Annotated in this window: 14 protein-coding genes; 6 read left to right on the top strand and 8 right to left on the bottom strand. The window is 61.0% G+C overall.

What is annotated here, in order from left to right:
- Positions 1–100 precede the first annotated feature (100 nt).
- The gene (locus AC1Q9F_RS07295) at positions 101–295 is read left to right on the top strand and encodes a hypothetical protein (protein WP_007954932.1); all 195 of its coding nucleotides are present in this window, start codon (positions 101–103) and stop codon (positions 293–295) included.
- Here AC1Q9F_RS07295 and AC1Q9F_RS07290 read toward each other — a convergent pair whose 3' ends face one another.
- Positions 296–721: a PA3611 family quorum-sensing-regulated virulence factor gene (locus AC1Q9F_RS07290; protein WP_492619660.1), complete on the bottom strand. Its 426-nt coding sequence runs from the start codon at positions 719–721 to the stop codon at positions 296–298.
- Between the two features lie 189 nt (positions 722–910).
- Between AC1Q9F_RS07290 and AC1Q9F_RS07285 the strand changes: the two genes are divergently transcribed.
- The 3 genes from AC1Q9F_RS07285 (at position 911) to AC1Q9F_RS07275 (ending at position 2,967) form a co-directional block, all read left to right on the top strand.
- The gene (locus AC1Q9F_RS07285) at positions 911–1,654 is read left to right on the top strand and encodes a tRNA-uridine aminocarboxypropyltransferase (RefSeq protein WP_492619661.1); all 744 of its coding nucleotides are present in this window, start codon (positions 911–913) and stop codon (positions 1,652–1,654) included.
- Positions 1,655–1,878: 224 nt separating this feature from the next.
- On the top strand, positions 1,879–2,529 hold the full coding sequence (erdR, locus tag AC1Q9F_RS07280; RefSeq protein WP_007954938.1) for a response regulator transcription factor ErdR: 651 nt from the start codon (positions 1,879–1,881) through the stop codon (positions 2,527–2,529).
- Positions 2,530–2,604: 75 nt separating this feature from the next.
- Complete coding sequence (locus AC1Q9F_RS07275) at positions 2,605–2,967, top strand: diacylglycerol kinase (RefSeq protein WP_003222276.1); 363 nt, start codon at positions 2,605–2,607, stop codon at positions 2,965–2,967.
- Here the strand turns inward: AC1Q9F_RS07275 and AC1Q9F_RS07270 are convergent.
- On the bottom strand, positions 2,964–3,890 hold the full coding sequence (locus tag AC1Q9F_RS07270; protein ID WP_007954941.1) for a LysR family transcriptional regulator: 927 nt from the start codon (positions 3,888–3,890) through the stop codon (positions 2,964–2,966). The genes AC1Q9F_RS07275 and AC1Q9F_RS07270 overlap by 4 nt on opposite strands.
- 144 nt (positions 3,891–4,034) lie before the next feature.
- Here AC1Q9F_RS07270 and fpr point away from each other — a divergent pair, with 144 nt between their 5' ends.
- Complete coding sequence (fpr, locus tag AC1Q9F_RS07265; RefSeq protein WP_007908723.1) at positions 4,035–4,814, top strand: ferredoxin-NADP reductase; 780 nt, start codon at positions 4,035–4,037, stop codon at positions 4,812–4,814.
- Between the two features lie 157 nt (positions 4,815–4,971).
- Here fpr and tsaA read toward each other — a convergent pair whose 3' ends face one another.
- From tsaA to rimO, 6 genes are all read right to left on the bottom strand, one after another.
- A complete protein-coding gene (gene tsaA / locus AC1Q9F_RS07260; protein WP_492619662.1) occupies positions 4,972–5,670 on the bottom strand; it encodes a tRNA (N6-threonylcarbamoyladenosine(37)-N6)-methyltransferase TrmO in 699 nt (232 codons plus the stop codon).
- Between the two features lie 157 nt (positions 5,671–5,827).
- Positions 5,828–6,598: an SDR family oxidoreductase gene (locus tag AC1Q9F_RS07255; protein WP_007954945.1), complete on the bottom strand. Its 771-nt coding sequence runs from the start codon at positions 6,596–6,598 to the stop codon at positions 5,828–5,830.
- 127 nt (positions 6,599–6,725) lie between these two features.
- Positions 6,726–7,193 (bottom strand): YehS family protein, encoded by a 468-nt coding sequence (locus AC1Q9F_RS07250; protein WP_007954948.1) that lies wholly within the window; start codon positions 7,191–7,193, stop codon positions 6,726–6,728.
- Positions 7,194–7,266: 73 nt separating this feature from the next.
- Entirely contained in the window at positions 7,267–7,977 is a 711-nt protein-coding gene (locus tag AC1Q9F_RS07245) for an rRNA pseudouridine synthase (protein WP_011332751.1), read from the bottom strand.
- Positions 7,978–8,060: 83 nt separating this feature from the next.
- Positions 8,061–8,534 (bottom strand): GNAT family N-acetyltransferase, encoded by a 474-nt coding sequence (locus tag AC1Q9F_RS07240; RefSeq protein ID WP_041475157.1) that lies wholly within the window; start codon positions 8,532–8,534, stop codon positions 8,061–8,063.
- 111 nt (positions 8,535–8,645) lie between these two features.
- On the bottom strand, positions 8,646–9,983 hold the full coding sequence (rimO, locus tag AC1Q9F_RS07235; RefSeq protein ID WP_007954955.1) for a 30S ribosomal protein S12 methylthiotransferase RimO: 1,338 nt from the start codon (positions 9,981–9,983) through the stop codon (positions 8,646–8,648).
- 348 nt (positions 9,984–10,331) lie between these two features.
- Between rimO and AC1Q9F_RS07230 the strand changes: the two genes are divergently transcribed.
- The gene (locus tag AC1Q9F_RS07230; protein ID WP_430736788.1) at positions 10,332–12,173 is read left to right on the top strand and encodes a potassium transporter Kup; all 1,842 of its coding nucleotides are present in this window, start codon (positions 10,332–10,334) and stop codon (positions 12,171–12,173) included.
- Positions 12,174–12,489: the final 316 nt, after the last annotated feature.

Here is a 12,489-nt window from a genome sequence, read left to right as displayed (position 1 = left end):
ATTTACTAAGTTAAAGGCGCCGTACGACAACTTTGCGTCAACGACCGAACGCAAGGTGCACGCTATTCAAGGATTTGCAGGTGGCAAGGAGGCGGGACACATGACGAGAGTCATTCTGGAGATCGATACGCAGCTGTATCGGTTGTTGAAAGCATCGGCCGAGACCAACCATGTGAGTCTCGAAGAGGAGTGCTGCCGACGCCTGGCGGGAGGCGATCGCCGCTCGCGTTACTTGCAGGCCTTGCTGGCCGAACTGCGCGCCGAGGATGAACAGCGGCGCGCCACGTCGCGATGATTACTTCTTCTTCGCAGGAGCCGCTTTCGGGCAATCCGATTCCTGGTAGCTGGCGGAGCCGATCGCCTTGTTGCTTTTCACTTCGGTGAAGTCGTAACGCATCACGGCGCCCTTGGCCATCAGCTTGCGGTACGACGGGTTGTTGCAGACCGAGGCGCCCAGCTGGAAATACACGGCTTTGGGGTCAGCACGCATTTTGTCGGCGTGGCTCTTTTGCACGCTCAGGTGATTGACCAGCGTGGTGCCTTCGACGGTGTAGCCCTGATCAAGAATGTCTTCGTTGATCGCCCGTGGCGTGCCGACGCTGCTTTGTGCGGCGACATTGCGCAGCTCTCGGTTCAGATTCTGCTCACTCAGGGATGCAGCCTGAGCGCTGAAGGACGAGGCCAGCAGAATGGCAGCGGTGGGAACGATAAGGCGCAGCATGAAACTCTCCTGGTTCAGTGACTGGTGGTTCGACCAGCCACGTGACTGTGCGTTCAGTGGCGGCGAATTATAGGGGAGCCGGTCGGGAGGGTACAGGCTTGTGCCCGTCGCTCTGGTAAACTGCCGCCCTTTATTGCCCTGCCGAGTGTCGTTCGTGTCGAGTTTCCCTGTCTGCCGGTGCCGCCTGCGATGAATCATGCCCCCAACGCCGTGGCCCGCCTGCGCGATCAGCGCGAGGACGAAGGCATCAAGCCGATCCAGGCCCGTGGTTTTCGCTCCCCGCGTTGCCGTGATTGCCGGGTGATCATCAGCCATTGCCTGTGCGCCTGGCGGCCCACCGTCGATGCGCGTTCGGGTGTTTGCCTGATCATGACCGGCAAGGAAGTGTTCAAGCCCAGCAATACCGGCTGGCTGATCGCCGACATCGTGCGCGACAACCATGCCTTCATCTGGTCGCGGACCGAGCCCGACGAGCAATTGCTGACACTGCTGAACGACCCGCAATGGCAGCCGTATCTGGTGTTCCCTGGCGAGTACGTCGAACCTTCGCGGGTGACCAACACCGTGGATCTCGATAGCAGCAAGCGTCCGCTGTTCATCCTGCTGGACGCGACGTGGACCGAAGCCCGGAAGATTTTCCGCAAGAGCCCGTATTTCGACCGCTTGCCGATCCTCAGCCTGTTGCCCGACAAACTCTCGCGCTATCGCCTGCGCCGCTCGACCCGCAGCGAGCACCTGTGCACCGCCGAAGTGGCGGCGCTGTGCCTGGAACTGGCCGGTGATTCGGACGCGGCGTCGGCGCTGGATGCCTATTTCGATGTGTTCAGCCAGCATTACCTGGGGGCCAAGCAGCAACTGGACGTCAATGTGTCGACGCCGGCCCACGCCGAATTGCTGCCCTATATCCGAAACGCGGCGCCAGTACCGGCCTGATCCTGGCCCATACTGCTAAAGCAGTGGCCGTGCGGCTTGACCACCCCGGCTTCGCTGGTCATGCTTGGCGCCGATTGGGGTGCGGCCAAGGTTTGAAACGCCGTTTTTGTTCGTGATTGGCGTTGAACGTGCCCCTGTGGATGCCGCTGCCGGGCGGTGTCTGGATTTGCTTTGGCATGGCTCGAATGCGCGGGCCTGCCATCAAAAACAGGATCATTTGAAAAATGGCCACATACGACATCCTGATTGCCGATGATCACCCTCTTTTTCGTAGCGCACTGCATCAAGCGGTGACGATGGGCCTTGGCCCGGACGTACGCATGGTGGAGGTGGCGAGCATCGCCGAGCTGGAAACCCGCCTGACTGAAAAGGCTGACTGGGATCTGGTGCTGCTGGACCTGAACATGCCGGGCGCTTTCGGGTTTTCCGGGCTGGTGATGCTGCGCGGCCAGTACCCGCAGATTCCGGTGGTGATGGTTTCGGCCCAGGAAGAAGCCTCGGTGATGGTCAAGTCCCGGGAATTCGGCGCCAGTGGCTTCATTCCCAAATCCAGCGACCTGAGCGTGATTCAGGAAGCGGTGCGCAAAGTGCTGGATGGCGACGTGTTCTGGCCGCCCCAGGCGTTCGAAGCGGTCAGCGTTTCGGATGAAGCCAAAGCCGCCAGCGATGGTCTTGCGAGCCTGACGCCGCAGCAGTTCCGGGTGTTGACCATGGTCTGCGAAGGTTTGCTGAACAAGCAGATTGCCTACGAGCTGAGCGTGTCCGAAGCGACCATCAAGGCCCACGTCACGGCGATTTTTCGCAAGCTGAACGTGCGGACCCGGACCCAGGCAGCTTTACTGCTGCAACAACTTGAGTCAATTCCGAGCCAGTAAGCACTGGCGTCTTCACGCTTTTTTGACTTTGGTTGATCTAGCTTCCCCACTTCCTTTCGGTCGGTTATCTACTTTATGTCACCTTTCAAGGGCCAGACGGGCCTGAAACGCATCCTCAACGCTTCCGGTTACTCGCTGGACGGCTTGCGCGCCGCCTTCACCGGCGAAGCGGCTTTCCGCCAACTGGTGCTGCTCAACGTAGTGCTGATTCCGCTGACGTTTTTCCTCAATGTCAGCCGGGTCGAGCAGGCGCTGCTGATCGCCGTGTGCCTGCTGGCGCTGATCGTCGAGCTGTTGAATTCGGCGGTGGAGGCGGCCATTGACCGCATCTCGCTGGAGTTGCACCCGCTGTCCAAGAACGCCAAGGACATGGGCAGCGCCGCGCAATTCGTGGCACTGAGCATGATCGCCCTGGTGTGGGCGGTGATTCTGCTTTAAGCGATGCTCGGCAGAACGATCTCGTCGCTGCGCTGCACCCCGGCGGTGAAGGCGCGGCACAGATCGAGGAATTCGCGCATGGCGGAGGTCTGGTACTTCTGTTTGTGCCAGATGAAGTAGAACTGCCGCGCCAGATCCAGATCCGGCGTCTCCACCGGCACCAGGCTGCCGCGGCGGAAGGCGTCACGCAGCGCCAGACGCGAAATGCAGCCGATCCCCAGACCTGATTCCACCGCGCGTTTGATCGCTTCGGTGTGTTCCAGCTCCAGCCGGATGTTCAGCGCACTACGGTGATGCCGCATCGCCTGATCGAAGGTCAGACGCGTCCCCGAACCCTGTTCCCGCAAAATCCACGCTTCGTGCGTCAATTCTTCCATGGTCGCGCTGCCGCGCTTGGCCAACGGATGCTGCGGGGCGCAGAACACCACCAGTTCATCCTCGACCCAGCTCTGTACTTCGATGTCCGGGTGGCTGCAATCGCCTTCGATTAGACCCAGATCAATTTCGTAGTGAGCAACCTGTTGCACGATATTGGCAGTGTTCTGCACATGCAGCTTCACCTGGCTTTCGGGGTGGCGCTGCATGAAACCGCCGATCAGCAGCGTCGCCAGGTAATTGCCGATGGTCAGGGTCGCGCCCACCGACAGCGAGCCGAAACCCGATTTGCCGTTGAGCAGGTCTTCGATTTCCTTGGCCTGATCGAGCATGGCCACCGCTTGCGGCAACAACTGTTTGCCGAGGGCGTTGAGGCTCAGGCGTTTGCCGGCGCGGTCGAACAGCTGGCAGCTGGACTGGCGCTCCAGTTCGGTGATGGAAGTGCTGGCGGCCGATTGCGACAGGTTGAGCAGACCCGCAGCACGGGACACGCTTTCCTGCTGGGCGACAGCGACGAAGACTTGCAGTTGACGAAGAGTAAATCGCATATCGATATAACCGATAACCCTTATCTTAATAATCCAGTTAACAGATATTGTCGGCGCTATTAGAATGCGATGCAATTGCGCACCGTCGGCATTCTTCAACACGAGCCGGGCAGGCGCAGATCAATCTCCAGGAGTCCCACGTACATGAGCAACATGAACCACGAGCGTGTCCTCAGTGTTCATCACTGGAACGACACTCTGTTCAGCTTCAAGTGCACCCGCGATCCGGGCCTGCGCTTCGAGAACGGTCAGTTCGTGATGATCGGCCTGCAACAGCCAAACGGCCGCCCGCTTATGCGCGCTTACTCGATCGCCAGCCCGAACTGGGAAGAGCATCTCGAGTTCTTCAGCATCAAGGTGCAGGACGGTCCGCTGACCTCCCAGCTGCAGCACCTGAAGGAAGGCGACGAGATCATCATCTCGAAAAAACCGACCGGCACCCTGGTGCTGGACGACCTGAACCCGGGCAAGCACCTGTACCTGCTGAGCACCGGCACCGGTCTGGCGCCGTTCATGAGCGTGATCCAGGACCCGGAAACCTACGAGCGCTTCGAGAAAGTGATCCTGGTTCACGGTGTTCGTTACGTCAACGAAGTCGCCTACCGCGAATTCATCACCGAGCACCTGCCGCAGAACGAATTCTTCGGCGAGGCGCTGCGTGACAAGCTGATCTACTACCCGACCGTGACCCGCGAACCGTTCGAGAATCAGGGCCGTCTGACCGACCTGATGCGCAGCGGCAAGCTGTTCAGCGACATCGGCCTGCCACCGATCAACCCGCAGGACGACCGCGCGATGATCTGCGGCAGCCCGAGCATGCTCGACGAGACCAGCGAAGTGCTCGACAGCTTCGGCCTGAAGATCTCGGCGCGGATGCGCGAGCCGGGTGATTACCTGATCGAGCGCGCATTCGTCGAGAAATAAGCACATTCAAATCTGTGGGAGCGAGCTTGCTCGCGAATAAGGTGGAACATTCAGCAGTTATGTTGACTGACACGCCGCCTTCGCGAGCAAGCTCGCTCCCACACAAAGAAGCCCGCGTTGCCTGAGAAGGCAGCGCGGGCTTTTTCGTTTTCGCGATTCAGTCAGCGGCGGGGATGACTTCCAGGACGCGGATTTGTTCTTGCGTCGGGTAATGCCAGCGCACATCCAGATCCCAGAACTGCGCGCCGTATTCGCGCTCTGGCGCGGGCGTCTGATACGCCGGACGCGGATCCTGAGCCAGGCACTGCTCTATCAGCTCGACCAGCGGCTCGGCCAGGCGCTGAGCGTGCGTGTGCGCCTGTTGCAACGCCGCGTCCGCCCATTGCACGTCGATCAGTTGTGGCGCGGCACTGGCGATGCTGTTGGAGGCGTCAGCAATGATGTCGGCGTACGGCACGTAGGGTTTGATGTCGAGAATCGGCGTGCCGTCCAGCAGGTCGATGCCGGAGATGAACAGGCGATTGCCCTCGACCTTGTCCAGCTTCACCACTGACTGGCCGATGCCGTTCGGCCGGTGCGTGGCGCGGGTGGCGAACACGCCCATGGACTTGTTGCCTCCGAGGCGCGGAGGTCGGACTTTGAGGCGCGGTTTGTCTTCCAGCGCCTGATGGAACAGGAACAGCAGCCAGACATGGCTGACCTGCTCCAATCCTTGCACCGCGTCGCCCTGATCGAACGGCGCCACCAGTTCCAGCACACCACGGGCGGCGGGAGCCAGTTGCGGCTGGCGCGGGATGGCGAACTTCTCCTTGAAGCAGGAGCGGACGAAGCCGATGGGGGAAACGCTGTAAGTCATGGTGTGCATTCGAAGCGGAGCAGGGCGGGCATGATAACCCGGCAGGCTTCAAGACTGGTGGTGTCAGGCCTGGCCTCTTCGCGAGCAAGCTCGCTCCCACAGGGAAACGCATTCCAAATGTGGGAGCGAGCTTGCTCGCGAAGGCCACGTCGCCGACCTAAAGACTGAACCCGCCATCCAGCGGAATGATATTCCCGGTCATGTACGCCCCGGCGGTACTCGCCAGGCTGATCGCCAGCGCTGCCATCTCCTCCTCGCGGCCCCAGCGTTTCATGGGGATCAGCGCAGTGTCTTCGGCCAGCGCCTGCTGGTCGCTGCCGATGTGCTGGGTCATCTTGCTCGGGAAACGCCCCGGCGCGATGACATTGACGTTGATGTGCTGGCTCACCAGTTCCCGGGCGAGAATCCGCGACAGCTGATGCAGAGCCGCCTTGCTTGGCCCGTAGGCGTAGGCCTGTTCACCGAAGGAGGAAATCCCCGCCACCGAGCCGATGTTGATGATCCGCGCCGGATTGGCCGCTGACCCGGATTGGCGCAGCAACGGCAGAAACTGCTGGATGCAACTGAACACCGAAGTCACGTTGAGCTGCATGACTTTCTCCCAGCCCTTGACCGGGTAGCTCTCCAGCGGCGCGCCCCAGGTGGTGCCGGCGTTGTTCACCAGAATGTCCAGATGAGTGATCTGCTCGCCCAGTCGCGCGGCCAGCTCTTTTACGCCTTCTTCCGTCGCCAGATTCGCCGCCACGCCATGACACGTGCCCAGAGCACTGAGTTCTTCAGCGGTTTGATGACAGGCTTCAGCGTCGCGGGAACAGACGTACACGCGGGCGCCGGCCTCGACAAAGGCCTTGGCGATCATTTTGCCGATACCACGGGTGCCGCCGGTCACCAGGGCGGTGCGGCCTTGCAGGGAGAAATACGGGTGCATGGCGAATCCTGAGGGCTAGGGTTCAGTACACCCTAGACGCCGGCCGCGAAAAGCGGAGCCACTATTTTTGGAAGGAATGGAGGGGCATGCATGAAAACGGCGACCGAAGTCGCCGTGTTCAAGTGGATCAACCGCGAACGCGAAGGGTCAGGCCCTTGAGGAAATTGCGCAGCAACTGATCACCGCACGGACGGTAGTTGGTGTGGCCGACCTTGCGGAACAATGCGCTCAGCTCAGGCTTGGAGACCGGGAACTCGGCAGCCTTGAGGATCGCGTGCATGTCGTCTTCCTTCAGTTCGAAGGCCACGCGCAGCTTTTTCAGGATGATGTTGTTGGTCACCGGGAGTTCGATCGGCAGCGGCGGACGGCTTTCGTCTTTGCCGCGCTTGAAGATCACCAGACCGTCGAGGAAGTGCGCGATGACTTCGTCCGGGCAGCGCACGAAACCTTCTTCGTCTTCTTCCTTCTTGTCGAGGTACGTCACGACATCAGCAAGCGTGACGTCCAGGCCGCCGAGTTTGATGATCTCGACCACTTTCTTGTCGCTGATGTCGAGCATGTAGCGCACGCTGCGCAGAACGTCGTTGTGAACCATGTGTGCAATCCTGATTGTTCGCTGTGGGCATCGCGCGGGCGCGATGCCGGAAATGTAGGGTGGCTTGCGAGCCTTAGAATTTCTCTTTGCCGGACAGGTAGCGCCACTGGCCGACCGGCACCTTGCCGATGGACACGCCGCCGATGCGGATGCGGCGAATGCCGATCACCTTCAGGCCGACCGCTTCGCAGAACTGGGCGATGATCCCCGGCTGCGGGTTTTTCATGGCGAAGCGCAGACGGTTCTCGTTCTGCCAGCTGGCCTTGACCGGCGGCAGCTCCTTGCCCTTGTGGGTGAGGCCGTGCTGCAGACGGTTGAGGCCGTGGGCAACCATGTCGCCTTCGACTTCGACCACGTATTCCTGCTCGATCTTGGCCGCGTCGGCGGTGAGCTTGCGCAACACCTTCCAGTCCTGGGTGAACACCAGCAGGCCGCTGGCCTTGGGTTGCAGGTCGGCGCTGGCGGTCAGGCGCAGGAAGTGCCCGCGCAGCGGACGCTTGCCGTAGCGGTGTTCTTCGCTGAGGGTTTCGGCGTTCAGCGACTGCATGGCGCTGTCGACATCCATGCCCGCCGGCACGTTGAGCAGGATGGTCACCGGCTCCGGCGCGGTGGCCTTGGCGTCCTTGTCGAGCTCGACTTTCTGGTCGCCGACCTTGAATTGCGGCTCGTCGATGACTTCGCCGTCCACGGTGACCCAGCCGCCCTCGATGAACAGCTCGGCCTCCCGGCGGGAGCAACCGACCAGCTCGATGAGGCGTTTGGAGAGGCGAATCGGGTCAGTCATGACAGGGGCCGTAACAAAAAAGGGGTGGGCATTGTACCTGCCTGGGGCCGGTTAAGCCCGATTGCATTTGCGCCGTGTGGCTTTTAGCCGCGTACCGCACGCTGCTCCGGTTGTTTCAGACGCATGTGCAACAGCGGATACGGCTGGCCCATGCCATCGACTTCCGAGCGGCCGATCACCTCGAACCCTTGCTTGAAGTAAAACCCCAGGGCCTGCGGGTTCTGTTCGTTGACGTCCAGTTCGTCGGCGTTCAGGTGTTCCATCGCGTACTTCAGCAGTTTCTTGCCAAGGCCCTGGCCACGATGGGCCGGGTCGATGAACAGCATTTCGATCTTGCCCGCCGCGACCCCGGCAAACCCGGTGATGCGCTGATGGCTGTCCCGGGTACAGATCAGCATCACCGCATCGAGGTAACGGGTCAGCACCAGATTCTTCAACAGCTCGATGTAGGATTCCGGCAGGAAATCATGAGTCGCGCGGACCGAGGCCTCCCAGACCCGGGTCAGTTCCTGATAATCGCTGAGTTTCGGCGTGTGGATGACCGAGTGGTGACGCATGCCCGATAGCCTCTTTGTCATGGATGAGGGAGTCCTTCCCACCCCAAACGATAGCCGTAAAAAAGCCCCGCATCTCGTAAAAGAGAGCGGGGCTTTCTGTATTTTTCGCGCTTAGATCTGTTCGGCCCAGAGGTCGTATTCGTCGGCGTCGGTCACCTTGCACCAGACCTTATCGCCCGGCTTGAGGTTGCTGCCGTTGTCGATGAACACGTTGCCGTCGATTTCCGGGGCATCGAAGAAGCAGCGGCCGACCGCGCCTTGCTCGTCGACTTCGTCCACCAGCACTTCGATTTCACGGCCGATGCGCATTTGCAGGCGCGCCGAGCTGATGGCCTGCTGGTGCGCCATGAAACGCTCCCAGCGATCCTGCTTGACGTCGTCCGGAACGATGTCGAGGTTCAGGTCATTGGCCGGTGCACCTTCGACCGGCGAGTACTGGAAGCAGCCGACGCGGTCGAGCTGGGCTTCGGTCAGCCAGTCCAGCAGGTACTGGAAGTCTTCTTCGGTTTCGCCGGGGAAGCCGACGATGAAGGTCGAACGGATGATCAGGTCCGGGCAGATTTCGCGCCAGTTCTTGATCCGCGCCAGGGTCTTGTCTTCGAATGCCGGGCGTTTCATCGACTTCAGGACTTTCGGGCTGGCGTGCTGGAACGGGATGTCCAGGTACGGCAGGATCTTGCCGGCGGCCATCAGCGGGATCAGCTCGTCGACGTGCGGGTACGGGTAAACGTAGTGCAGACGGACCCAGACGCCGAGGGTGCTCAGCGCTTCGCACAGTTCGGTCATACGGGTTTTCACCGGCGCGCCGTTCCAGAAACCGGTGCGGTATTTGACGTCAACGCCATAGGCGCTGGTGTCCTGGGAAATCACCAGCAGTTCCTTCACGCCGGACTTGACCAGACGCTGGGCTTCGTCGAGCACGTCGCCAACCGGACGGCTGACCAGTTTGCCGCGCATCGACGGGATGATGCAGAAGCTGCAGCTGTGGTTGCAGCCTTCGGAAATCTTCAGGTACGCGTAGTGGCGCGGGGTCAGCTTGATGCCTTGCGGCGGCACCAGGTCGATCAGCGGGTTGTGATCCTGCTTCGGCGGCACGACTTCGTGCACGGCGTTGACCACTTGCTCGTACTGCTGCGGACCGGTGACGGCCAGCACGCTCGGGTGCACGTCACGGATGTTGCCTTCTTCCACGCCCATGCAGCCGGTCACGATGACCTTGCCGTTTTCCTTGATCGCTTCGCCGATGACTTCCAGCGATTCGGCCTTGGCCGAGTCGATGAAGCCGCAGGTGTTGACCACGACCACGTCGGCGTCCTGATAGGTGGACACCACGTCATAGCCTTCCATGCGCAGCTGGGTCAGGATGCGCTCGGAGTCGACCAGTGCTTTCGGGCAACCCAGAGAAACGAAGCCAACCTTTGGATTGGCCGGCGCAGGAGTGGTGGACATGTCTAACCTCGGTGTTTTGTGACGTCGCTTGCCTGATGGCAGAAGCCGACGGACGGGCGCTTGAAGTGCGCCTCTGATCAAAAAGTGCGCAATTCTAGCGACGAGCAGCGCACTTGACCAGCTTTATGCAGGGAAATACGACGAGTGCTGCGCTATGCTTCGCGCCGTTGCGCTTTACTGAATTTTTACAGTCAAGAAAACGTCTGTTACAGGGCGTAAAAACGCGCATGCTGCACACAAAGCATAGTGCTTCATATAAGAAGCCGGTCTGGGAATCAGGAGTGTTGGATGGGTCAGGCAAGTAGTCACGCGGCGGGCGCCGAAGGTTCGGCCACCAAGCCGCTGAGCATGCTGGTCGCGGCGGTCGGGGTAGTTTACGGCGACATCGGCACGAGCCCGTTGTACACCCTCAAAGAAGTGTTTTCCGGCGCTTACGGTGTGCCCGTCAATCACGACGGAGTGCTCGGCATTCTGTCGCTGATTTTCTGGTCGCTGATCTGGGTCGTTTCAATCAAGTACATGATGTTCGTCCTGCGCGCCGACAACCAGGGCGAAGGCGGGATCATGGCGCTCACCGCGCTGGCCCGTCGGGCAGCGGCGGGGCGCAAGCGGTTGCGTACGTTGCTGGTGGTCTGCGGACTGATCGGTGCGGCGCTGTTCTATGGCGACAGCATGATCACTCCGGCGATTTCGGTGCTCTCGGCCATCGAAGGTTTGGGCCTGGCCTTTGACGGCATCGACCACTGGGTGGTGCCGCTGTCGCTGGTGGTGCTGGTCGGGCTGTTTCTGATCCAGAAACACGGTACGGCGCGGATCGGCATCCTGTTCGGGCCGATCATGGTCACCTGGTTCCTGGTCCTCGGCGCCCTCGGCGTGTACGGCATCAGCCATACCCCGGAAGTGCTGCATGCGATGAATCCGGCGTGGGCGGTGCGGTTCTTTACCGTTCATCCGGGCATGGGCGTGGCGATCCTCGGTGCCGTGGTGCTGGCGCTGACCGGTGCCGAAGCGCTGTACGCCGACATGGGCCACTTCGGACGCAAGCCGATTGCCCGTGCATGGTTCCTGCTGGTGCTGCCGGCGCTGGTGCTCAACTACTTCGGTCAGGGCGCCTTGCTGCTGGACAACCCGGAAGCGGCGCGCAACCCGTTCTACCTGCTGGCCCCGAGCTGGGCGCTGATTCCGCTGGTCGGTCTGTCGACCCTGGCCACGGTGATCGCCTCCCAGGCGGTGATTTCCGGTGCGTTCTCCCTGACCCGTCAGGCGATCCAGCTCGGTTACATCCCGCGCATGTACATCCAGCACACCTCCAGCGACGAGCAGGGCCAGATCTACATCGGGGCCGTGAACTGGTCGCTGATGGTCGGCGTCGTGTTGCTGGTGATCGGCTTCGAATCCTCCGGCGCGCTGGCTTCGGCCTACGGTGTGGCGGTGACCGGCACGATGCTGATGACCACGATTCTGGTGTCCGCGGTCATGCTGCTGCTGTGGAAATGGCCACCGATTCTGGCGGTGCCGGTGCTGCTCGGCTTCCTGCTGGTGGACGGCCTGTACTTCGCCGCCAACGTGCCGAAGATCGTGCAGGGCGGTGCCTTCCCGGTGATCGCCGGTATCGCGCTGTTCGTGCTGATGACTACCTGGAAACGCGGCAAGCAGTTGCTGGTCGAGCGCCTCGACGAAGGCGCGCTGCCCCTGCCGATCTTCATCAGCAGTATCCGCGTCCAGCCGCCGCACCGCGTGCAGGGCACCGCCGTGTTCCTCACCGCCCGCTCCGACGCGGTGCCGCATGCGCTGTTGCACAACCTGCTGCACAACCAGGTTCTGCATGAGCAAGTGGTGTTGCTGACGGTGGTCTACGAAGACATCCCACGCGTTCCGCCATCCCGACGCTTCGAAGTCGAAGCCCATGGCGAAGGCTTCTTCCGGGTGATCCTGCACTTCGGCTTCACTGACGAGCCGGACGTGCCGCAGGCGCTGAAGCTGTGCCATCTGGACGACCTCGACTTCAGCCCGATGCGCACCACCTACTTCCTCAGCCGCGAAACGGTGATCGCCTCGAAACTCGAAGGCATGGCGCGTTGGCGTGAAGCGCTGTTTGCGTTCATGTTGAAGAATGCCAACGGGAACCTGCGATTCTTCAATCTGCCGCTGAATAGGGTGATTGAGTTGGGGACGCAGGTGGAGATGTAGGTTCCGCAACAACTGAAAAGCCCCCGTCAGTTTTGCGACTGGCGGGGGCTTTTTTGTATCCGTGTCCAAACGTGTTCCAGGTGCCCATCCTCTCTGGTAGCTGGTAGGCTGCTTCTCATGGAGTCATTACGGTGCGCGAGGACGATTTGCATGACGGAGTTACCGGAGCAAGAAAGGCTGGATGAACTTGAGAGTCTTCGGGTTCAAGCGGCAGTCGAGGCGCGATTGAGTAATTTCGATCCGGCTCAAGCGATCAGTCACGACGACATGCGGGCGAGGTATGGCCAGGAAGCGCTGACATCTAACTGAGTCCTGT

Source organism: Pseudomonas sp. GW823-FHT04A03 (assembly GCF_058796615.1).
The sequence above is the reverse complement of the archived record's forward strand: the minus strand, read 5'-3'. Positions and strand labels throughout refer to the sequence as shown.

Excerpts from the sequence above, each read along its gene's own strand:
- AC1Q9F_RS07250 (WP_007954948.1), bottom strand. The coding sequence starts at position 7,193 with ATGGTTCACAACGACGTTCTGCGCAGCGTGCGCTACATGCTCGACATC.
- AC1Q9F_RS07290 (WP_492619660.1), bottom strand. The coding sequence starts at position 721 with ATGCTGCGCCTTATCGTTCCCACCGCTGCCATTCTGCTGGCCTCGTCC.
- fpr (WP_007908723.1), top strand. The coding sequence starts at position 4,035 with ATGAGCAACATGAACCACGAGCGTGTCCTCAGTGTTCATCACTGGAAC.
- AC1Q9F_RS07270 (WP_007954941.1), bottom strand. The coding sequence starts at position 3,890 with ATGCGATTTACTCTTCGTCAACTGCAAGTCTTCGTCGCTGTCGCCCAG.
- AC1Q9F_RS07275 (WP_003222276.1), top strand. The coding sequence starts at position 2,605 with ATGTCACCTTTCAAGGGCCAGACGGGCCTGAAACGCATCCTCAACGCT.
- AC1Q9F_RS07245 (WP_011332751.1), bottom strand. The coding sequence starts at position 7,977 with ATGACTGACCCGATTCGCCTCTCCAAACGCCTCATCGAGCTGGTCGGT.
- rimO (WP_007954955.1), bottom strand. The coding sequence starts at position 9,983 with ATGTCCACCACTCCTGCGCCGGCCAATCCAAAGGTTGGCTTCGTTTCT.
- AC1Q9F_RS07285 (WP_492619661.1), top strand. The coding sequence starts at position 911 with ATGAATCATGCCCCCAACGCCGTGGCCCGCCTGCGCGATCAGCGCGAG.
- AC1Q9F_RS07240 (WP_041475157.1), bottom strand. The coding sequence starts at position 8,534 with ATGCGTCACCACTCGGTCATCCACACGCCGAAACTCAGCGATTATCAG.
- tsaA (WP_492619662.1), bottom strand. The coding sequence starts at position 5,670 with ATGACTTACAGCGTTTCCCCCATCGGCTTCGTCCGCTCCTGCTTCAAG.
- AC1Q9F_RS07295 (WP_007954932.1), top strand. The coding sequence starts at position 101 with ATGACGAGAGTCATTCTGGAGATCGATACGCAGCTGTATCGGTTGTTG.
- AC1Q9F_RS07230 (WP_430736788.1), top strand. The coding sequence starts at position 10,332 with ATGCTGGTCGCGGCGGTCGGGGTAGTTTACGGCGACATCGGCACGAGC.
- AC1Q9F_RS07255 (WP_007954945.1), bottom strand. The coding sequence starts at position 6,598 with ATGCACCCGTATTTCTCCCTGCAAGGCCGCACCGCCCTGGTGACCGGC.
- erdR (WP_007954938.1), top strand. The coding sequence starts at position 1,879 with ATGGCCACATACGACATCCTGATTGCCGATGATCACCCTCTTTTTCGT.